The 20,926-nt window shown below is 72.1% G+C and carries 17 protein-coding genes; 5 read left to right on the forward strand and 12 right to left on the reverse strand.

The features are described 5' to 3' along the window. The first annotated feature begins 2 nt into the window (after positions 1-2). Positions 3-950 (forward strand): LD-carboxypeptidase, encoded by a 948-nt coding sequence (locus tag O7623_RS10425; RefSeq protein WP_282228408.1) that lies wholly within the window; start codon positions 3-5, stop codon positions 948-950. Between the two features lie 39 nt (positions 951-989). Here the strand turns inward: O7623_RS10425 and O7623_RS10430 are convergent, their stop codons facing one another. Then, complete coding sequence (locus tag O7623_RS10430; RefSeq protein WP_282228409.1) at positions 990-1,415, reverse strand: DUF350 domain-containing protein; 426 nt, start codon at positions 1,413-1,415, stop codon at positions 990-992. 90 nt (positions 1,416-1,505) lie between these two features. Further along, the gene (gene glnA / locus O7623_RS10435) at positions 1,506-2,858 is read right to left on the reverse strand and encodes a type I glutamate--ammonia ligase (RefSeq protein WP_282228410.1); all 1,353 of its coding nucleotides are present in this window, start codon (positions 2,856-2,858) and stop codon (positions 1,506-1,508) included. Positions 2,859-3,122: 264 nt separating this feature from the next. Here glnA and O7623_RS10440 point away from each other — a divergent pair, with 264 nt between their 5' ends. The 3 genes from O7623_RS10440 (at position 3,123) to panB (ending at position 6,784) form a co-directional block, all read left to right on the forward strand. Continuing rightward, positions 3,123-3,902, forward strand: coding sequence for a hypothetical protein (locus O7623_RS10440; protein ID WP_282228411.1), 780 nt, complete (start codon positions 3,123-3,125; stop codon positions 3,900-3,902). 105 nt (positions 3,903-4,007) lie between these two features. Continuing rightward, positions 4,008-5,807: an NAD+ synthase gene (locus O7623_RS10445; RefSeq protein WP_282228412.1), complete on the forward strand. Its 1,800-nt coding sequence runs from the start codon at positions 4,008-4,010 to the stop codon at positions 5,805-5,807. Positions 5,808-5,938: 131 nt separating this feature from the next. Continuing rightward, positions 5,939-6,784 (forward strand): 3-methyl-2-oxobutanoate hydroxymethyltransferase, encoded by an 846-nt coding sequence (gene panB, locus O7623_RS10450; protein WP_282229370.1) that lies wholly within the window; start codon positions 5,939-5,941, stop codon positions 6,782-6,784. A 42-nt stretch (positions 6,785-6,826) separates the two neighbouring features. Here panB and npdG read toward each other — a convergent pair whose 3' ends face one another. The 5 genes from npdG to O7623_RS10475 all read right to left on the reverse strand — a co-directional run bounded on the left by npdG (position 6,827) and on the right by O7623_RS10475 (position 11,220). Continuing rightward, positions 6,827-7,522, reverse strand: a complete 696-nt coding sequence (gene npdG, locus O7623_RS10455) for an NADPH-dependent F420 reductase (protein WP_282228413.1) — start codon at positions 7,520-7,522, stop codon at positions 6,827-6,829. An 83-nt stretch (positions 7,523-7,605) separates the two neighbouring features. Continuing rightward, on the reverse strand, positions 7,606-9,069 hold the full coding sequence (locus O7623_RS10460; protein ID WP_282228414.1) for an RNB domain-containing ribonuclease: 1,464 nt from the start codon (positions 9,067-9,069) through the stop codon (positions 7,606-7,608). A gap of 95 nt (positions 9,070-9,164) precedes the next feature. Beyond that, the gene (locus O7623_RS10465) at positions 9,165-9,953 is read right to left on the reverse strand and encodes a histone H1 (RefSeq protein ID WP_282228415.1); all 789 of its coding nucleotides are present in this window, start codon (positions 9,951-9,953) and stop codon (positions 9,165-9,167) included. 38 nt (positions 9,954-9,991) lie between these two features. Beyond that, entirely contained in the window at positions 9,992-10,195 is a 204-nt protein-coding gene (locus tag O7623_RS10470; protein ID WP_282228416.1) for a hypothetical protein, read from the reverse strand. A gap of 275 nt (positions 10,196-10,470) precedes the next feature. After that, positions 10,471-11,220, reverse strand: a complete 750-nt coding sequence (locus O7623_RS10475) for an HAD family hydrolase (protein ID WP_282228417.1) — start codon at positions 11,218-11,220, stop codon at positions 10,471-10,473. Positions 11,221-11,417: 197 nt separating this feature from the next. Between O7623_RS10475 and O7623_RS10480 the strand changes: the two genes are divergently transcribed. Beyond that, the gene (locus tag O7623_RS10480; protein WP_282228418.1) at positions 11,418-12,527 is read left to right on the forward strand and encodes a LacI family DNA-binding transcriptional regulator; all 1,110 of its coding nucleotides are present in this window, start codon (positions 11,418-11,420) and stop codon (positions 12,525-12,527) included. 53 nt (positions 12,528-12,580) lie between these two features. Here the strand turns inward: O7623_RS10480 and O7623_RS10485 are convergent, their stop codons facing one another. From O7623_RS10485 to O7623_RS10505, 5 genes are all read right to left on the reverse strand, one after another. After that, entirely contained in the window at positions 12,581-14,599 is a 2,019-nt protein-coding gene (locus tag O7623_RS10485) for a beta-galactosidase (RefSeq protein ID WP_282228419.1), read from the reverse strand. A 78-nt stretch (positions 14,600-14,677) separates the two neighbouring features. Continuing rightward, positions 14,678-16,009: a sugar ABC transporter substrate-binding protein gene (locus tag O7623_RS10490; RefSeq protein ID WP_282228420.1), complete on the reverse strand. Its 1,332-nt coding sequence runs from the start codon at positions 16,007-16,009 to the stop codon at positions 14,678-14,680. A 33-nt stretch (positions 16,010-16,042) separates the two neighbouring features. After that, positions 16,043-16,909 carry a carbohydrate ABC transporter permease gene (locus O7623_RS10495; RefSeq protein WP_282228421.1) on the reverse strand — a complete coding sequence of 289 codons (867 nt, stop codon included), beginning with the start codon at positions 16,907-16,909 and terminating at the stop codon, positions 16,043-16,045. After that, complete coding sequence (locus O7623_RS10500) at positions 16,909-17,835, reverse strand: sugar ABC transporter permease (RefSeq protein ID WP_348775137.1); 927 nt, start codon at positions 17,833-17,835, stop codon at positions 16,909-16,911. The genes O7623_RS10495 and O7623_RS10500 overlap by 1 nt, the downstream gene beginning before the upstream one ends. Positions 17,836-17,981: 146 nt before the next feature. Then, the gene (locus O7623_RS10505) at positions 17,982-20,441 is read right to left on the reverse strand and encodes a tetratricopeptide repeat protein (RefSeq protein WP_282228422.1); all 2,460 of its coding nucleotides are present in this window, start codon (positions 20,439-20,441) and stop codon (positions 17,982-17,984) included. Positions 20,442-20,926 lie beyond the last annotated feature (485 nt).

Consider the following 20,926-nt stretch of genomic DNA (forward strand, 5'->3'; position numbering starts at 1 on the left):
GGGTGACCGGTCTGCAGTCGGCGGGCGGGGTGTCGCGCCCGCCGGCGCTGCGCCCCGGTGACGAGGTCCGGGTGGTGGCGCCGGCCGGCCCGGTGGCGGCGGAGCCGGTCGAGCGGGGCATGGCGGTCCTGGCCGGGTGGGGGCTGCGGCCCCGGCTGGCCCGGCACTCACTGAGCCGCCACGGTTACCTCGCCGGCACGGACGAGCAGCGGGCCGCCGACCTCGTCGAGGCGCTCGCCGACCCGGCGGTGCGCGGCGTCTTCTGCACCCGGGGCGGCTACGGCAGCCAGCGGATCACCGAACGGATCGACCCGGCGGCGGTACGCCGGGATCCGAAGGTCGTCTGCGGCTACTCCGACGTGACCGCGCTGCATCTGGCGCTGTGGCGGACGGCCCGGTTGGCGAGCCTGCACGGCCCGGTCGTGGCCTGGGACGACCAGCGGTGCCCGGCGGAGTCCGCCGAGTCGCTGCGGGCGGCGGTGATGGACGCCGCGCCGACGGTCGTCGCCCGCTTGTCGCGGGAGGCGAGCGCACCGGTCGTCGTACCGGGCCGGGCGAGCGGCACGTTGCTCGGCGGCAACCTGTCGTTGCTGGCCACCTCGGTCGGTACGGCGGACCTGCCCGACCTGTCCGGCGCGATCCTGCTGATCGAGGAGATCGGTGAGCCGCCGTACCGGGTGGACCGGATGCTGACCCAGCTGCGCCGCAGCGGCGTGTTGGCCGGCCTGGCCGGGGTGGCGCTCGGGCAGTTCACCGGCTGCGCCGACCGGCAGGGGGTCGACGTCGCGCAGGTGCTCGGCGAGCGGCTGGGCGATCTCGGCGTCCCGGTGCTCGGTGGGCTGCCGCTCGGGCACGGGCAGACACCGCATACCGTCGGCCTCGGCGTGCCGGCCACGCTGGACACCGTGGCCGGCACGCTGACGGTCGAGCCGGCGGTACGGCCGGTCTGAGCCGGTGGTGACGCAGTCGCAGGCTCAGGTGACGCCGGCTCAGGTGATGCAGGCGCAGACGATCAGCGCGGCACCGAGGTGGGAGGCGGCGCTGACCAGGGCGGCCGGGTGTGGTTCGTCGGAGCAGATCACCACGCCGAGCCGGCCCGGGGTCAGCCAGTCCAGCACGACGAAGGCCAGCGCCATGACACCCAGGCCGATCAGCCCGAACAGGATGGTGGAGGCGAGTCCCTTCACGAACGACGGGTAGCTGGTGAGAATCGCGGTGAAGACGATCCCGGCCACACCGAGCTGGTTGGCGGCCAGCAGCAGTCCGGCGTTGGCGTTGCGCTGCACCCAGATCAGCTCCCGCAGTTTCCCGGGAGTCAGCCAGTCCACCACCACGAAACCGGCGGCCATCAGCGCGATGCCGGCCACCCCGAACACGATGCTCTGCCAGGCTCCGGTGAGCAGATCCTCCAACACGCGACGTCCCTCCCCCTTCCGCCGCCGGGGCGGCGGCGGTGTCGGGAGGGACGATAGCGGCCCCGCGCCAGCCCTGGCGCGGGGCCGGTGTCAGAGCGCGCCGAGGTAGCGTCGACGCTCGTACGGGGTGACCTCGCGGCGGTACTGCTCCCACTCGGAACGCTTGTTGCGCAGGAAGAAGTCGAAGACGTGCTCGCCGAGCACCTCGGCGACCAGCTCCGAGCGGGCCATCACCTCGATCGCCTCGGAGAGGTTCTCCGGCAGCGACTCGTACCCCATCGCCTTGCGCTCGGCCGCCGACAACGCCGACACGTCGTCCTCGGAGCCGGGCGGCAGCTCGTAGCCCTCCTCGATGCCCTTGAGGCCGGCACCGAGCATGACCGCGAAGGCCAGGTACGGGTTGGTCGCCGAGTCCAGCGACCGGACCTCGACCCGGGCCGAGTTCGGCTTGCCGTACGCCGGCACCCGCACCAGGGCGGACCGGTTGAGGTGCCCCCAGCACACGTACGCCGGGGACTCGGTGATCCGGTCCGGCAACGCCTGCGGGAACAGTCGCTTGTAGGAGTTGACCCACTGGTTGGTGACCGCGGTGTACTCGGGGGCGTGCACCAGTAGGCCGGCGATGAACGCCTTGGCGACCTTGGAGATCTTCATCGGGTCGCTGGCGTCGTGGAAGGCGTTGCGCTCACCTTCGAACAGCGACAGGTGGGTGTGCATGCCGCTGCCGGGCTGGTCGGTGAAGGGCTTGGGCATGAAGGTCGCCGCGACGCCATGCGACAGGGCCACCTCCTTCACCACGTGCCGGAAGGTCATGATGTTGTCGGCGGTGGTCAGCGCGTCGGCGTAGCGCAGGTCGATCTCCTGCTGGCCGGGGGCGACCTCGTGGTGGCTGTACTCGACCGAGATGCCGATCCGTTCCAGGGCCAGCACCGCCTGGCGGCGGAAGTCGCGGGCCACCGCGTGGGTGGTGTGGTCGAAGTAGCCGCCGGAGTCGACCGGCACCGGGGTGGAGCCGTCGGTCGGGCTGCTCTCCAACAGGAAGAACTCGATCTCGGGGTGGGTGTAGAAGGTGAAGCCCTTGTCCGCCGCCCGCGACAGGGCCCGGCGCAGCACGTGCCGGGGGTCGGCCCAGGACGGCGTACCGTCGGGCAGCAGGATGTCGCAGAACATCCGGGCGCTCTCGCCGCTGACGCCGCCCTCGAAGGGGAACACCTGGAAAGTAGTGGGATCCGGCATGGCGACCATGTCGGACTCGAAGACCCGGGCGAAGCCTTCGATGGCGGATCCATCGAAACCGATGCCTTCTTCGAATGCTGCCTCGAGCTCAGCCGGCGCGACCGAGACGCTCTTGAGCGTGCCGAGCACGTCGGTGAACCACAACCGAACGAAACGGATGTCGCGCTCTTCCAGAGTACGGAGCACGAACTCCTGCTGACGGTCCACGTCTACCCCTCGTGACACTGGTCTGCCCGGACCGGTTCCATTCTCCGCGCTGGTGCCCTCCAGCGCAGGACCAGGTGCTGTCGGCTCCCACCTGAGCAGCCCAGTCTTTCCCGACCTCGTTACGCCGACGTTACGGGACCGCCTCGGTCAGGCACGTGCCGGGGCCGACCCACAACCCACACTGTTCCGGCGCGTTAGTCCCAATCGGCACGAAAGGGGATATTAATGCAACGGCAGCACCGCGTACCGAGGGATTCCCGTACGGTGACCAGCTGGTCGGCGCTGACCCGGTACGCGATGAGTCGCTCCGCCCTCGGCGGCGGGCTCGCCGCCGGGCTGGCCGTGGGCACGATGGTGGGCGTACCGCCCGCCGCACCGCCCGACACCACCCCGGCCGCCGCGCCGCCGCGGGTGGTCGCCACCCAGCCTGATCTCGGTACCGTCCTGCTCGCCGCCGCCGATTTGCCGGCCGGCTACCGGCCCGTCGCCGCGGCCGACCCGGCCTCGGCCGACGACGGGCGCGGCACGACCCCCACCGCCGACGGCGACGTCGGCACCGGCTGCCGCCGGCTGTTCGAACGCCCCTGGTCGTCGGCCGACGATGGCGACCGACCAGCCACTGATCAGCTCGTGGCCCGGTACCAGGGCCCCCGCGGCGCGTCGCTGCGCCAGTCGCTGACCCTGCTGGACCCGGCGGCGGCGGGCGCCGCCGCCGCCGACTGGGACAGCGTCGCCCGCCGCTGCGTCAGCTTCGCCGCCCACCTCGACGACGGCACCCCGGTGACGGTCCGGGTGCACCGCCGGGAACGGGTGCCGGTCGGCACCGCCTGGTCGCTGCTGGTGAGCGTCACCGACCGGACGGGTGTCGGCAACGGCCCGCAGACCGGCTATCTCGCGCTGGCCCACGACGGCGGCCTGCTCGCCACCGTGCGCCACCTCGGCCCGATCGGCGCGGTCACGCCGGGTGACGCCGCCGCGCTGCTGACCCGGGCCACCGCCAAGGTGGATCCGGCGGCCCCCCTGCTGCGGCACACCGCCGGGTGACCCGGATGCGGCGCCCCGACGGCCTGTCCGCCGGCGGCGTGACCCCAATGACGCCGCCCGCCGGCGGCGTGATTGAGTGCCGCACCGGTGGGGGAAGATAGCCTCATGCCGACGCTGCGCATCGCCCTCGCCCAGGTCAACCCGACGGTTGGCGACCTGTCGGGCAACGCCCGGCTGGTCCGCGACACCGCCCGTACGGCGGTGGAGGCAGGCGGGCAACTGATCGTCTTCCCGGAGATGATGCTCACCGGCTACCCGGTGGAGGACCTGGTGTTCCGGGAGTCGTTCGTCGCCGCCTCCCGGGCCGCCCTCGGGCGTCTCGCCGCCGACCTCGCCGCCGACGGCCTCGGCGAAGTGCCGGTGCTGGTCGGCTATCTCGATGCCGACGGGCCGGCGGCGATCAGCGCCGAGGCCGACCCGGGGCGTGGGCCACGCAACGCCCTCGCGGTGTTGTACGACGGCGGCGTGGCCGCCACCTACCTCAAGCACCACCTGCCCAACTACGGCGTCTTCGACGAGGACCGCTACTTCGTGCCCGGCACGGCGCTGACCGTCGTGCGGGTCGGCGGAGTAGACGTGGCGTTGACCATCTGCGAGGACCTGTGGCAGGCCGGCGGTCCGTTCACCGCCGCCCGCCGGGCCGGCGTCGGCCTGGTGGTCACGGTCAACGGATCGCCGTACGAGTTGGACAAGGACGACGCCCGGCTGCCGCTGGTGCGTCGACGTGCCGCCGAGGCCGGTGCCACGGTCGCGTACGTCAATCTCGTCGGCGGCCAGGACGAGCTGATCTTCGACGGCGATTCGATGATCGTCGCGGCGGACGGCACGCTGCTGGCCCGCGCGCCCCAGTTCGTGGAGCACCTGCTGCTGCACGACCTCGACCTGCCGGCCGCCGACGCCCCGGCGCAGGACGTCGGCGCCAGCACCGCGACGACCGACGCCGGGGAGGCTGCCGCCGAGGACGGGATGAGCATCGACCGGGTGACGATCGGTGGCCCGCTGCCGGTTCCGGGCGGTGCCCCGGCGCGTGGTGGGATCGCCGCGCCGCTGACGGCCGAGGCGGAGATCTGGTCGGCACTGGTACTGGGCCTGCGCGACTACGTCCGCAAGAACGGCTTCTCCTCGGTGGTGCTGGGGCTCTCCGGTGGCATCGACTCGGCGGTGGTGGCGACCATCGCGGTGGACGCGCTCGGCGCGGACCGGGTCGTCGGGGTGTCGCTGCCCAGCCAGTTCTCCTCCGAGCATTCCCGCGCCGACGCCGCCGAACTGGCCAAGCGGACCGGACTGGACTACCGGGTGGAGCCGATCCAGCCGATGGTCGACCCGTTCCTGGCCAACATCTCGCTCTCCGGCCTGGCGGTGGAGAACCTGCAGGCCCGGGTGCGCGGGGTGATCCTGATGGCGTTGTCCAACCAGGAGGGCCACCTGGTGCTGACCACTGGCAACAAGAGCGAGCTCGCGGTCGGCTACTCCACTTTGTACGGTGACTCGGTCGGCGGCTTCAACCCGATCAAGGACGTGTGGAAGACCCTGGTGTGGAAGCTGGCCCGATGGCGCAACGACGACGCCATCCGGCGCGGCGAGGAACCGCCCGTCCCGGAGAACTCGATCGCCAAACCGCCCAGCGCCGAGCTGCGCCCCGGGCAGCTCGACACCGATTCGCTGCCCGACTACGCGGTGCTCGACGCGGTGCTCAGCGGGTACATCGACGGCGACGCCGGCCGGGACGACCTGATCGCCGCCGGGCACGACCCTCAGCTGGTGGACCGGGTGCTGCGGATGGTGGATCTGGCCGAGTACAAGCGCCGGCAGTCCGCGCCCGGTTCCAAGATCTCCATCAAGGCGTTCGGCCGGGACCGCCGGCTGCCGATCACCAACCGGTGGCGGGAGCCCGGTGACGGCTGACACCCGGATGAGGTGTGAATTCCTGCACTGAAGCCTCTACGCGTCGGTGCGGGCGGTGGCACGATCGGTGCGTACCCCGGGGACCGCGACCGCGGCCACGAGGGTGAGAGGAGACGACGATGTCCCGATCGATGCCAGGTGCCGAGCCCACCGAGGTGGTCGCGCTCTACGGCGGCCCGGTCAGCCGCCGGGTGCGCACCCGTGACCTGATCGCCGCGAAGGAACGTGGCGAGCGGTGGGCCATGCTGACCTCGTACGACCAGTACACCGCCGCGATCTTCGACCAGGCCGGCATTCCGGTGCTGCTGGTCGGCGATTCCGCGGCGAACAACGTCTTCGGCCACGAGACGACCGTGCCGGTCACCGTCGACGAGCTGCTGCCTCTGGTCCGGGCCGTGGTCCGGGCCACCCGGGGCGCGCTTGTCGTCGGCGACCTGCCGTTCGGCTCCTACGAGGAAGGGCCGACCCAGGCGCTGCGGACCGCGGTGCGGTTCATGAAGGAGGGCGGCTGCGGCGCGGTCAAACTCGAGGGCGGCCGGCGGGTCGCCGACCAGATCGCGGCGCTGACCGGGGCCGGCATTCCGGTGATGGCGCACGTCGGTTTCACCCCGCAGCGGGAACACACCATCGGCGGCTACCGGGTGCAGGGCCGTGGCGACGCCGCCGACGAGGTGATCGCCGACGCCCACGCGGTGGCCGAGGCCGGCGCGTTCGCCGTGGTGCTGGAGATGGTGCCCGGCGAGGTCGCCAAACGGATCACCCACGACCTGGCGGTACCGACGGTCGGCATCGGCGCCGGCCCTGAGACCGACGCGCAGGTGCTGGTCTGGCAGGACATGGCGGGGATGCGCTCCGGGCCGACCCAGCGGTTCGTCAAGACCTACGCCGACCTGGCCGGGGTGCTGGCCGACGCGACCCGCCGGTACGCCGACGACGTCCGGGGCGGTCGGTTCCCCGCCGCCGAGCACACCTTCTGACCGTGGCGGCGGGGCCGGGGAACCGGCCCCGCCGCGACGATCTCAGACCTCGGTGATCCGTACCCCGGAGTGGGTCTTGTACCGACGGTTGATCGCGATCAGGTTGGCGGTCAACGCCTCGATCTGGTGGGCGTTGCGCAGCCGGCCGGCGTAGATGCCCCGCATCCCCGGGATCCGGGCGGCCAACGCAGCGACCACCGCGACGGCGTCGCGATCCTCGGCGCAGATCAGCACGTCCAGGTCGATCCGCTCGATCGCCGGATCCGCCAGCAACGGTGCGCTGACATGGTGGAACGCCGCGCAGACCCGCGAGTCCGGCAGCAACGCGGCGGCCTGCTGTGCGGCGCTGCCCTGCTCGACGGGCAACGCGTACGGCCCCTGCTTGTCGAATCCGAGCGGGTTCACGCAGTCGACCACGATCGTGCCGACGAGCTGATCACGCAACGCGACAAGGGTGGCCTCGTGCCCTTCCCATGGCACCGCGATGACCACCACGTCGGAGTCGGCGCAGACCTCGTCGTTGCCGGCCCCGCTGATGGTGCCGGCGGGCACCCCGGGCAGGGCGGCGATCTCGGTAGCGGCGGCGGCGGCGCGGGCCGCGTCACGTGAGCCGATCCGCACCCGCTGGCCGGCCCGGGCGAACCGGTACGCCAACCCGCGCCCCTGGTCGCCGGTGCCGCCGATGATGCCGACCGTCAGCCCCGTGACGTCGGGCAGTGTGCTGGCGTCGTATCCCATCAGGCCATCCTCGCCCATCGGAGCACGTCGTGGGTGGTCCCGTGACGCGTTCCACCCGCGCTGACCAGGAGCATGACGGGAGCCTAGCCGGTGCCGTCCGGCGCGTCGGCGGGTGCGTCGGCCGGATAGCGGAACAGCACCTGCCGGCTGGCCGGATCGGCCGTCACCAGCCTGACCCGGACCCGCTCGCCCACCGGCGGTGCGCCGGCGCACCGGGCGATGACGGCCGGTGCGTCGAGGGCGACGGTGGCACGCGGCGCGCGGGTCGCGGTACCCGGGTCGGCGTCCAGCACCGCGACGTCGAACTCGGCACCGAGGCGGTGCTGCAACAGCACCGCCTCGGTCAGGTCGACCGCCGCGCGGGCGGCGGCGCCTGCGATCCGGTCGGTGCCGGCCATCACCTCCGGTAGCCGGGGCAACGCCTCGACGACCGCCGCCGGGACCTCCCGCCCTGCGGTCACCGCCAGACACACCTCGGTGGCGTACCGGTCGGCCAGCCGCCGCAGCGGCGCGGTGACGTGCGCGTACGGTGCCCCGACGCCGCCGTGGCCGGTCTCGGCCGGCGGCTCACCGGCGAAGGCCGTGTACCGGGCGCCCCGCAGCAGTTCGGCGGCGTGGTCGAGGAACGCGGCTCCGCGCGGCTGGGCCGGGTCGACCCCGGCGGTCACGTCACCGACGGCCGCGCCCGGTGGCCACCAGACGCCGAGGGCGTGGGCGGCGGCCCGCAACCGGCTCACCGCCGCCGGCTGCGGCGCGGGCATGGTACGCAGCAGTCCGGTCCCGGACCGCAGCATGATGTCGGCGGCGGCCATGCCGGTCAGCAGCGAGATCTGCGCGTTGTGTTCCTCGATCGGCAGCGGCGGTCGCAGCACGAGTCGCCAGCCGTCGCCGTCGGACTCGACGTCCTGATCGGGCAGCGGCAGGGTCACCGCGCCCCGGGCCACCGCCCGCGCGGTCAACAGTTCGCCGATCTCCGGCAACAGCGCGATCGGTGCGGCGAGGTCGGCGAGCCGGCCGGCGACCAGCGCGGCATGCGCCGACGGGTAGTCCAGCTGGGCCCGGCTACGCACCCGGGCCCGCTCCAGCCGGGTGTCCACGAGATCACCGTCCGCGGTCAGGTCGAGGGTCCAGACCACGGCGGGCCGTACGGCGTCGGGCAGCAGGCTGGCGGCACCTTCGCTCAGGCTGGCCGGGTGCAGTGGGATCGCACCGTCGGGCAGGTAGATGGTCTGGCCACGACGCCAGGTCTCGGCGTGCAGCGGGCCACCGTCGACGACGAACGGGGTGACGTCGGCGATGGCGTACCGGATGCGGAAGCCGCCACCGGGACGGCGGGCCAGGCACATCGCCTGGTCCAGGTCGCGCGACCCGGGTGGGTCGAGGGTGACGAACGGGACGTCGGTCAGGTCGGTGTCCGGCAACGGTACGCGGGCCGCCGCCGCGTCCGCCTCACGCTGCGCCGCAGGCGGGAACGCCGTGGGCAGTTCCAGCTCGCGGCGCAGCGCGCCGAAGTCGATCCGGGGCGCAGTCAGACGTGGGAGCGGCACGGATCATTCCTAGCAGTTCGCCACCACCGACGGTACGGGCGCTGCCGGTGCCCCACCGGTAGCGCCCGTACCGATGTCGACGCGGTCCGGGACGGTCAGCGACCCGCCTTGCGGGCGGTCTGCGTACCAGCCTTCTTGGTGGTCTTCTTCGCGGTCGTCCGGCTGGCCGCCGCCTTCTTTGCGGTGCCCCGCTGCGCCGGGGTGGCGTTCTTCGGCGAGGTGACCTGCTGCGTTCGACCGGCAGTGCGTGCCACCGCGCCGGCGACCTTCTTCCCCGCCCGGCCGGTGGTGCCCTTTGCCGGGGTCGACGTGCTTTTCGCGGTCGTCGACCGCTTGGCCGTGGTGGACTTCGCGGTGGACTTCCGGCCGGTCGTGGACTTCGCCGTGGCCCGGCTGGTCGCCGGGCCGGTGGCGGTCGACTTCTTCGCCGGAGCGGTCTTGCGGGCGGACGTGCTCTTCGTCGCCGCGTTCGCCTTCTTGGCGGGCGCCGTGGTCTTCTTCGGCGCCGTCTTCTTGGCGGTCGCCGTGGTCTTCTTCGGCGCCGTCTTCTTCGCGGCCGCCGTGGTCCTCTTCGGCGCCGTCTTCTTCGCGGCCGCCGTGGTCCTCTTCGGCGCCGTCTTCTTCGCGGCCGCCGTGGTCCTCTTCGCAGTCGCTTTCTTCGCGGCCGCCGTGGTCCTCTTCGGCGCCGTCTTCTTGGCGGTCGCCGTGGACTGTCCCGTGGTGGTGCGTTTAGCCGCGCCGGTCGACCGCGCGGACGTCGTTCTCGACGAGGTGCCGGTGCTCGACGCCCGCCGAGCGGCGGGGCGGGTCGTGGCCTTGGTGCCAACAACCATGTCTTTCTCCTCCTTGCGGACTTCCTGTGGGTTTGTCTCCTTCGGAGACAATGGAGTCTCCGGATCCGACCCGATCGGGACGGACCGGCCTAGCCCTGCTCCCCAGTCCAGCGGGCGTTCTCGGCGTCCCACTCCTCGTTGCGCTCCGACACCCGCTGCAGCGCCTGCTCAGCGTCGGCCTTCGAGGCGTAGGGACCGAGCCGGTACTTGGCGGCACACAGATCCGCCCCGGACTCCACGCGCTGATGACGCAGGCACCAGTAGTACCCGCCATCAGGTCCGCTGTCGCTCATGAGAACACTGTGCACGGAAAATCAACCAAGCGCCACCGTTTCGCTCAAAAAAATGCTATGTCTCCACGGTGGATCGATTGCATTAGAGCTGCTCAACTTCGGTGGCGAATGATCGATACGACGGATAATGCTTGCCACACAAGGGATTCACTGTGCTGCCGCCGATCATCCGCCAGTGGTAACCGACCCCGGGCAGGGAGAACTGTCATTGTCGGCGACACACCGGGATCACCGGCGACGCGCGCCGCCGAAGCCGGGGCGGGCGCGTCGCCGGGTCACTTCGCCTGGTCGAGCAGCCGGCGCAGGCCGTGTCCGTCCTCGACGGTCACGTCCGGTACGCCGTCGGGCAGCCCGCGTTCCCGCGCGGTGCGCTCCGACACCATCAGTACGGCGGCGCCGGCGCCGGCACGCCGGGCACACGGAACGTCCCGGGCCGGGCTGTCGCCGACGAACCAGCAGCGCTCGACCGGTACGCCGATCGCCTGCGCCGCCAGCCAGGCGACCTCCGGGTTGGGCTTGCGTACCCCGGCCTCGTCGCTGTAGATCTGCACGGCGAACCGGTCGCCGAGACCGACCTCGGCGAGGAAGTCGCGGTGCGCGGCGCCGCACAGCGTGTTGCTGACGATCGCCAGCGGCAGGCCGGCCTCGGCGGCGGTGGTCAGTGCCTCGCGGATCCCGGGACGGACCGCCCAGTCCGGCCGCCGGGTCCACTGGTAACTCAGCGGGGTCGCCTGATCCAGTACGGCGTCACGCGCCTCGGCCGGCCAGCCGACGGTGATGAACTCCTGCCACACCTGCCGGTGGCCGTACTCCCGTGGGCGGTCCTGCTCGCCCACCCGGTCGCGCCAGGCGGCGTACGCGCGCCGCCCGTCGGTCAGCGACCGGGTGATGGCCTCGACGGTCATCCGGTCGCCGGTCAGCTCCCGGAGTCGGTCGACGAGTCCGGTCGGCTGCGGGGATCGGGCCGGGGCGTCGACGAGGACGCCACCGAAGTCGAGCAGCAGGGCGTGGGGGGTAGGCAGCATCCTGCAATCATCGCGGCTGCCGGCCAGCGACCACAGTGCCGGCAGCGCCTACTGGAACTGGAAGGGATGTTTACGCAAACATCGTCTCCACTGATAGTGTCAGCGCCACTACCGGCACCGGCGTCGAGGGTCCGGCCGCTGGCGATCGGTCGCCGGCCGCCGGCGTCGACCGATGAGAAAGGAACGGAAGGAATCCGATGAGCCCTTCCCGCCCCGACCCGTCACAGGGCGACACCGAACCGCCGGCCGGCTCCGCCGGTGACGACCGGCCCCGGGTGCGGCGCCGTCGGGTCTCCATGGCCGACGTCGCCCGGCTGGCCGGTGTCTCCGCGCAGACCGTGTCCCGGGTCTCCACCGGGCATCCAGGCGTCGTGGCCAGCACCCGCGAGCAGGTGATCGCCGCCATGCGCCAGCTCGGCTACCGGCCCAACAGCGCCGCCCGCGCCCTCAAGTACGGCGAGTTCCGCACCATCGGCGTCATCACGTTCACGCTCTCCACCACCGGCAACAGCCGGACCGTCGAGGCGATCGCCACCCACGCCGCCGCAGAGGGGTACGTCATAACCCTGATCCCGGTCGCCGCACCCACCCAGGACCGGGTCCTCGGTGCCTTCACGCGGTTGGGCGAGCTCGCGGTCGACGCCGTCATCGTGATCATGGAAGTGCACCTCCTCGACGCCAGCACCATCGTGCTGCCGCCCGGTGTGCACGTCGTGGTCGTCGACTCCGACGCCGGGCAGCGCTACCGGGTCGTGGACACCAACCAGGCCGACGGCACCCGGCAGGCCGTCCGGCACCTGCTCGACCTCGGGCACCGTACGGTGTGGCACGTCGCCGGCCCGCCAGAGTCGTACGCCGCCGAGCGCCGCGCCGCCGCCTGGCGGGCCACCCTGGTCGACGCGGGCCGGGACGTACCGCCGCTGCGGCGGGGCGACTGGTCGGCCGGGACCGGCTACCGCATCGGCCTGGAGTTGGCCGAGGAGCCGGACTGTACGGCGGTCTTCGTCGCCAACGACCAGATGGCGCTCGGCGTGCTGCGGGCGATGCACGAGCGCGGCCGGGTGGTGCCGCGCGACGTCAGTGTGGTCGGCTTCGACGACATCGCCGAGGCCGGCTCGTTCATCCCGCCGCTGACCACCGTCCACCAGGACTTCGCCGAGGTCGGCCGGCACTGCGTCGAGGCGGCGCTGCTGCAGGTCCGCACCGGCACCACGCAGACCGGCACCACGTTGGTGCCGACCCATCTGGTGGTCCGGGCCAGCACCGCCGCTCCACCCCAGACACACCGACCAGCACCGCCGCCCTGACCAGCACCGGGACAAGGTGCGCCGACGGCGCGCTGACCGGGTCCCACGCCCGGTCAGTGCGCCGCCGGCACCGCCCGTACCGCGACCGCCCGGGGCGGTAGCGTCCGTGCCGGCCCGACCACCGGCTCGCCGGGCAGGTCGGTCAGCGGCACCGGCTCGTCGGTCCGGTTGATCAGGAACCGGTACTGGCCCCGGACCGCCAGCTCGACCCGGCCCCGCAGGTGCTCCGGCAGCTCGCTGCCGACCCCGGCAGCGCTGGCGAACCGGGCCAGGACGTCGACCAGCCCGGTGGCACCGAGCCGGGTCGAGACGTAGCCGGCGGAGCCGGCCCCGACCGGCCGGCGGGTGATCGCCGGGCGGCCGGCGTACTCGCCGCTGCGGTACGTCGCCAGCACCTCGACCTGCGGATCGGTCACCGTGATCCGGTCGGTCCACAGCGTCGCGGGCGCGCCGGTGTCCAGCAGCACCTGCTCGCCGTCGGACAGCGGACCGAACTCCTCGACCCGCACGCCGAGCAGGTCCCGCAGCGCCCCCGGGTAGCCGCCGAGCCAGATGTGGTCGTGCTCGTCGACGATGCCGGAGAAGTAGGTGGTCACCAGGTGACCACCGGCGTCGACGTAACCGCGCAGCCGCTCGGCGAGCGCCGCCGGCATCAGGTGCAGGATCGGGGCGACCACCAGGTCGTAGCCGCCGAAGTCGGCGGCGGCCGGCAGTACGTCGACCCGGATGCCGAGGGTCAGGAACGCCGAGTACCAGTCGAGCGCCTCCTGCTTGTAGCGCAGCCGCGACGTCGGGTGGGAGTCCTGCTCGCAGGCCCACCAGGACTCCCAGTCGAACAGGATCGCCGCCCGCGCCGGGGTGCGTGGGGTGCCGGCGACCCCGGACAGGTCGGACAGCGTACGGCCGAGCGCGGTCACGGCCCGGAACAGGTCGCTGTCGCGCCCGGCGTGCGGCAGCATCGCCGAGTGGTACTTCTCGGCGCCGGCCGCCGACTGACGCCACTGGAAGAAGCAGATTGCGTCGGCGCCGTGCGCGACGTGGGTCAATGAGTCGCGGGCCAGCTCACCGTCGCGTTTGGCCAGGTTGACCGGCTGCCAGTTGACGGCGCTGGTGGAGTGTTCCATCAGGAACCAGGGTCGGCCGCCAGCCAGGTTGCCGGTCAGGTTGGCGGAGAAGGACAGTTCGTCGAGCGCCTGCGGTCCGGGGTGCACGTAGTGGTCGTTCGCGACGAAGTCGACCTCACCCGCCCAGTCGGCGTAGTTCATCCCGGACGACTCCCCCATCACCATGAAGTTGGTGGTGACCGGCACGTCGGGGGTGACCGCCCGCAGGATGTCGCGTTCGGCGCGCAGGTGTTCGCGCAGCGCGTCGGAGGAGAACCGTTTGAAGTCGAGTTGCTGGGTCGGGTTCGGGTACGACGCGGCCTGCCGGGGCGGCAGGATCTGGCCGAAGTCGGTGTACCGCTGCGACCAGAAGGCGGTGCCCCAGGCGTGGTTGAGCGCGTCGATGTCGCCGTAGCGGGCCCGCAGCCACGCCCGGAACGCGTCGGCGGCGTCGTCGGAGAAGTCGTAGACGTTGTGGCAGCCGAGTTCGTTGGACACGTGCCAGGCGGTCAGCGCCGGATGGTCGCGGTACCGCTGCGCGATGGCCCGGACAAGGGCCAACGCGTACGCCCGGAAGACCGGTGAGGTGGGCCGCCAGTGTTGCCGGGCGCCCGGCCAGATGGTGGCACCGTGCCGGTCGACCGGCAGGATCTCCGGGTGGGCGGCGGTCAGCCAGGGCGGCGGTGACGCGGTCGCGGTGGCCAGGTCGACGGCGATGCCGTTGCGGTGCAACAGGTCCATGATGTCGTCGAGCCAGGCGAAGTCGAACTCGCCGGGGCCGGGCTGCAGCCGCGCCCAGGAGAAGATGGCCAGCGAGACGATGTTCACCCCGGCGGCCCGCATCGCCGCCACGTCGTCGTCCCACACGTGTCGGGGCCACTGCTCCGGGTTGTAGTCGGCGCCGTAGCCGATCCGGGGGCCGCCGGTGCCCGGCCAGCGCAGCCAGCGGTAGTCGACGCCGAATGCCACGTACTTCTCCTCGTCGGTCGGGGGGTGGGAACGCCGGGGGCCCGGCACCGCCGTCGCGGCGGTGCCGGGCCACGCGGGTCAACTGATGGTGAAACCCTGGTCGGTGCCGTACGTGGCGCAGGTGTCACGCCAGGCGGCCAGCGCCTCGGTCAGCGGGGTGTCCGACACGTACGCCTGCCCGACGGTGTCGTTGAACACGCTGTTGGCGTAGACCTGGAACGGCAGGTAGGACCAGCCCTCGACGACGTTGCCGGCCGACTCGGCGAAGATCTCGTTGGCCTTCTGTCCGCCGAAGTAGGCGAACTCGGCGCCGAGGAACTCCGGCGACTCCAGCTGCGCGGTGGTGGCGGGGAAGGCGCCGCCGTCGACCCGGATCTGCACCCCGTCACCGGCGTTGGCGTAGTCGATGAAGCCGTAGGCGAGGGCCTTGTTGGTCGCCGCTGACGGGATGGCCAGCGAGCTGCCGCCGTTCTCCGCGCTGGCGGTGCCGCCGGCCTCCCACTGCGGCAGCGGGGCGACCTGCCACTTACCGGCGCCGTCGGCGACGCCGGAGATCAGGTTGGCCGGCATCCAGGCTCCGGTGGCGAGGCTGGCGATGGTGCCGTTGGCCAGGCCCTGGTACCACTGGTCGCTCCACGAGCTGACCGGGGCGAGCAGGTCCTCGCTGATCAGCTGCTGCCAGGTGGCGGCGAAGCGGGCCGAGCCGGGGTCGGTGAAGTCGATGCCCACCGAGGTGCCGTCGACCTGGAACGGCTGACCGCCGGACTGCCAGATCAGGCTGGTGGTGAAGCCGGCGTCACCGACGTCGTTGGTGATGTACACCTGCGGGTCGGCCTGGTGCAGTTTGCGGGCGGCCTCGACGTACTCGTCCCAGGTGGCGGGGACCGCGATGCCGTGCTTGTCGAAGACCTCCTTGTTGTAGAACAACGCCATCGGGCCGGAGTCCATCGGCAGGCCGAAGATGCCGCCGCCGGTGTTCACCGACGACCACGGCCCGGGGGTGAAGGTGCTGGAGAGCGTGTCGGCTCCGTACGCGGTGAGATCGGTGACCGACTCGGCGAGGGCGAACTGCGGCAGCGCGTAGTACTCGATCTGGGCGACGTCGGGCAGTCCGTCACCGGCGGCGATCGCGTTCTGCAGCGCGGTGTACTGGTCGTTGCCGGTGCCGGCGTTGACCAGGTTCACCTTCACCTTGGGGTACTTGGCTTCGAACCCGGTGACGACCTCGGTCAGGGTCGGCTCCCAGGCCCAGACGGTGATTTCACCGCCGGCTTCGAGGGCCGCGGTCACGTCGCTGGCCGAGACCTGGTCGCCGCCGTCGCCCTGGTCGGCGTCGCCGGAGCCGCAGCCGGCCAGGGCCAGGGTGGCCGCCGCGGCGGCCGCGACCGCCCGCAGTGTGGTGCCTTTCATGAGTGTCCCTTTCACAGGTGATGGGGGGGGTGGTCACTCCTTGACGCTGCCGGCGGCCAGACCCGACTGCCAGTAGCGCTGCAGGAGCAGGAACGCCGCCAGCAGCGGCAGGATGGTCAGTAGCGACCCGGTGATGACGAGGTGGAACACCGGCTGCCCACCAGCGGTGGCGGCCTGTTCGTTCCAGGCGTTGAGGCCCAGCGTCAGCGGGTACCAGTCCGGGTCCTTGAGCATGATCAGTGGCAGGAAGTAGTTGTTCCAGGTGGCGACCATGCTGAACAGCGCGACGGTGACGATGCCGGGGGCCAGCAGCGGCAGGCAGATCTGGAACAGGGTGCGGAACTCGCCGGCCCCGTCCATCCTGGCGGCCTCCAGCAGCTCGTCCGGGATGGCCTCGGCGGCGAACGTCCACATCAGGTAGAGACCGAACGGGGTGATCAGCGACGGGATGATCACCGCCCACGGGGTGTTGGTCAGGCCGAGCTGGCTGAACATCAGGAACGTCGGTACGGCCAGCGCGGTCCCGGGCACGGCGACCGCGCCGATGACGATCGCGAAGACGGCCTTACGGCCGACGAAGTCGAACTTGGCCAGCCCGTACCCGCCGAGGGTCGCGAGCAGGGTCGCGCCGCCGGCACCGGCCGCCACGTACAGCAGGGTGTTGCCCAGCCAGCGCAGGAAGATCCCGCCGTCGTAGGTGAGCGTGTCGACGACGTTGTCCCACAGCGCGAAGTCGTCGGCGAACCACAGGCCGAACGAGGAGAACAGGCCCTGCTGCGACTTGGTGGCGTTGATCAGCAGCCAGGCGAGCGGGATCAGGCTGTACACCAGCACGATGCCGGTGAGCAGGGTCAGGGTGACACTGTGGCCGGGCCGGCGCACCCTGGTGGTGGCGGACATCAGCGTCCCTCCCGCATGCCGCGTAGCTGGACGACGTACGCGATGGCCATGGTGATCAGGCCCATCACGATCGCGACGGTGGCCGAGTAGTTGTACTGCTGGCCGGAGAAGCTCAGCGAGTAGGCGTACAGGTTGGGGGTGAAGTAGGTGGTGATCGCGTTGGGCGCCAGGTGCTGCAGGATGCTCGGTTCGTTGAACAGCTGGAAGCTGCCGATGATGGAGAAGATGGTGGCGATGACCAGGGCGCCGCGGATCGCCGGCAGTTTGATCGACCGGATGACCCGCAGCTGGCTGGCGCCGTCGACTTCGGCGGCCTCGTAGAGGGTGGCCGGCACGACCCGCAGCGCCGAGTAGAAGATCACCATGTTGTAGCCGACGAACTCCCAGGTGACGATGTTGCCGATGGCGACCAGGACGAGGTCGGGGCGCAGCGGGTCGGGCAGCGCGACCCCGAACGCGTCGTTGATGTTGCCGATCAGGCCGAACCGGTCGCCGTACATGAAGCCCCACATCAGGGTGGCGACGACGGCCGGTACGGCGTACGGCAGGAAGATCGAGACCCGGAAGAAGCTCTTGCCGTGCAGCCGGCCGCTGTCGATGGCGAGCGCGACGAGCAGCGCGATGGCCAGCATGATCGGCACCTGGACGACGAGGAAGAGGCCGACGCGGCCGAAGGCGGACCAGAACTGGGGGTCGGTCAGCGCCCGCTGGTAGTTGTCCAGGCCGACGAAGGAGTTGCCGCCGATCAGTTGCCGGCGGTACAGGCTCAGATAGATCGAGTAGCCGATCGGCGCGATGAACACGAGCGCGAAGACCAGCATGAACGGACCGACGAACTGCCAGCCGGCCAGGGGACGTCGCCGGCGGGGCCGGCGGCGGACGCCACCGGCGGTGGCCGTCCGGGGCGGTGTCGGTGGGGTTGCCATTGCGTTCGACCTCGGGTCACGTCGGTAATGTTTGCGCAAACATCGAGGCCTGATGGTGGCACCGGGGCCGACCGCCGTCAACCCCACAGCCGCGTCGACCTTGCCCGGACGGCAGCCGCGTCAGCCCGGCCCGGACCGCAGCCGCGTCAGTCTTGCCCGGACGGCAGCCGCGTCAGTCTTGCCCGGATCGGCTCCGCGTCCGGATGCTGCAGGTCGTCGAGGATCTCCACCGCCGCCGACCACCACCGCCGTGCGGCCAGCAGGTCGCCGATCTGCGCCCCGATCTCCCCCAGGCTGCTCAGCACCAGTGCCTCCAGGTGCCGGTCCCCCAGCCCACGGAACAACGTCAGCGCCTCCTGGTAGCAGGCGGCCGCCTCGTCCGGATGCCCGAGATGCTGGTACGCGTACCCCAGGCTGTGCCAGGTGCTGGCCAGCCCCGGCCGGTCGGCGAACCCCTGCAGCACCTCCAACGCCCGGCCGCACCAGCTGAGTGTCTCGGCGTACTCACCGAGCCGGGCGTGCTGCCAGCCGACCACGTTCAGCGCCTTGCCCGCCCCCCGCAGGTCACCGGCCGCCTCGTACAACTCGCACGCGGTCCGCCCGTGCGCCAACGCCTCCCGGTGGCGCTCCTGCCGCTCCCGCAGCAGGGCCAGGTTCATCTGGGTGAGTCCCTGCCGCGCCAGGTCGCCGCGCCGCTGCTCCACCGTCAACGCCGCCAGCAGATGGGTCTCGGCCTCGGCGTGACAGTTCGTCCGGGTGTACGCCCGGGCGATGTTGCGGTGCGCCGCCGCCTGCGCCGCCGTGTCCGCCAGCCGCCGCGCCACCTCCAGTGCCGCCTGCTGCATGACCAGCAGATCCTGCCAGTGGCCCTGCCGGTCCAGGAAGGTGTAGGTCACCTGGGACAGCGTCACCGCCGCCGCGTCCAGCCCGGCCGCCAACGCGACGTCGAACATCGCCACCAGCACCGATTGCTCGGTGGCGAACCAGGCCAGCGCCGCGCCGGCGTCGGTGAACCGCTCGGCGCCGACCCCGGACCCCACCGGCTCCGGCGGCGACGGCACCGGGTTCGGCTGTAGCACCCGGTCGGCCTGGTACGCGCTGTGCGTGTAGTGGTCGACGAGCCGGCGTACCGCCGCCGCCCGGTCCGCCGCGCTCTCCGACCGACGGGCCTGCTCGGCCGCGTAGACCCGCAACAGGTCGTGCAGCCCGTACCGGCCGTCGGCCAGTTCGTCGAGCAGGTGCGAACGGACCAGTTCACCGAGCACCCGCCGAACCTCGGCGGCCGGCCTGCCGGCGAGACTCGCCACCGCCGGCAGACAGATCGTCGGGCCGGGATGGTTGCCCAGCAGCCGGAACAGCTGCGCCGCAGCTGGGCTCAACGCCTCGTACGACCAGGAGAACACCGACCGTACGCCGAGCTCCGGGTCGTCGGCGGCGAGCGCGTCGAGACGTTCGCCGGCGGTCCGCAACTCGGCCGCGAGCGCCGCCAACGGCATCTGCGGCGCGGTCGCGGCCCGGGCGCCGACGACCGCCAACGCCAACGGCAGCCCGACGCACCGGGCCACGATCTCGTCGACCGCGTCCGGCTCGGCGGCGCAGCGCGCCGAGCCGACCCGATGCCGCAGCAGCTCGGCCGCCTGCGACCCGTCGAGCAGGTCCAGCGTCACCGGGAATGCGCCGTGCGCGGCCACCAACCCGGTCAGCTGGTTGCGGCTGGTCACCACGACCAGGCACCGGGGCGCGCTGGGCAGCAGCATCCGCACGTGCCCGCTGTCGCGCGCGTTGTCCAGCACGATCAGCATCCGCCGCCCGGCCAACGTGGTCCGCAGCAACGCCGTACGGGCGTCGAGCTGCACCGGCACCCGGGCCGGTGGCACCCCGAGCCCGTCGAGCAGCAGCCGAAGCGCGGTAGCCGGCTCGGTCACCGCACCGTCCGGGTCGAAACCCCGCAGGTTGAGGTAGAGCTGGCCGTCCGGGAACCGGTCGGCGACCTGGTGCGCCCAGTGCACCGCCAGGGTGGTCTTGCCCACCCCGGCGGTGCCGCTGACCGCCACCACCCGTACCGCACCGGCACCCCGGCCGTCGTCGGTGGCGTCGGCGAACTCGGTCAGCCGGGCCAGTTCGGCCCGGCGGCCACTGAACCGGGCCAGCGCCGGTGGCAACTGCCGTGGCACCGCCCGGTCTGGGCCGCCGATGCCCGCACCGTCGCCTGCGCCCGCACCGTCGCCTGGGCCCGGATCGGCGCCTGGGGCAGCGCCGCCACCGGCCGCGACCGCGACCGGCAGCGGTACCTCGACGCCGCGGCGCTGCTCGTCCACCCGGTCCCGGGCGCTGGCCAACGCCCCCCGCTCGATCGGGCTCGCGCCGAGCAGGCCGACCAGGACGTCGAAGCGGTCCGTCGGCGGCAGCGTCTTGCCGGTGAGGTACTCGGCGACGGCCGTGTGCGACCAGCCGGCGCGGGCGGCCAGCAGCCGGTACGACAACACCCGGTGGCCTTCGCGGCGGGCATGCCGACGCCGCAGGGCACGCAGCAGGCCGGCAAGGTCGTCGACGGTACGGGCGGCGGCGGCGTCACGCAGCAGGCGGTCCGGTGGTCGGGTGTCCACAGCGTGCACCATCGCGACTCGCACGATCCTCCACCGACCGACGTCACGGCGGCGACCTGACGGCCCCCGCTCCACAACGGATGTTAGTCGATGTACGCCGATGTACGGAGATGAACGAGATCACGCCCACAGCGGTCCGCCACCCGGCACCCTGTACGGAGAACAGCCCCGACACCGTACAGGAGGGACGGTTCTGGCCCGCGCATCGTTGCGCCGGCCGGCCGTCCCGGCCGTGCTCGACGATCAGGGAAGGACACTGCGATGTACTGGTCCAAGCGCACCATCCGGTAACTGGCCGACCCCGCCGAACCGTGCCACCGTCGCGGCCCGACGCCGCGGCGACGACCGACGCCGCCACCATTCACCGGTGGCGTCGGCTGGATACGTTCAGGCGGCGGGTGACCGGACGGGGCCCCGGTCACCCGCCCAGCTGCCCGACACCACCGGGCGTCGTTGACATCGTGACGGCGACGACCCGACCCGGT

It is taken from the genome of Solwaraspora sp. WMMD791 (assembly GCF_029581195.1).
GTDB lineage: Bacteria > Actinomycetota > Actinomycetes > Mycobacteriales > Micromonosporaceae > Micromonospora_E.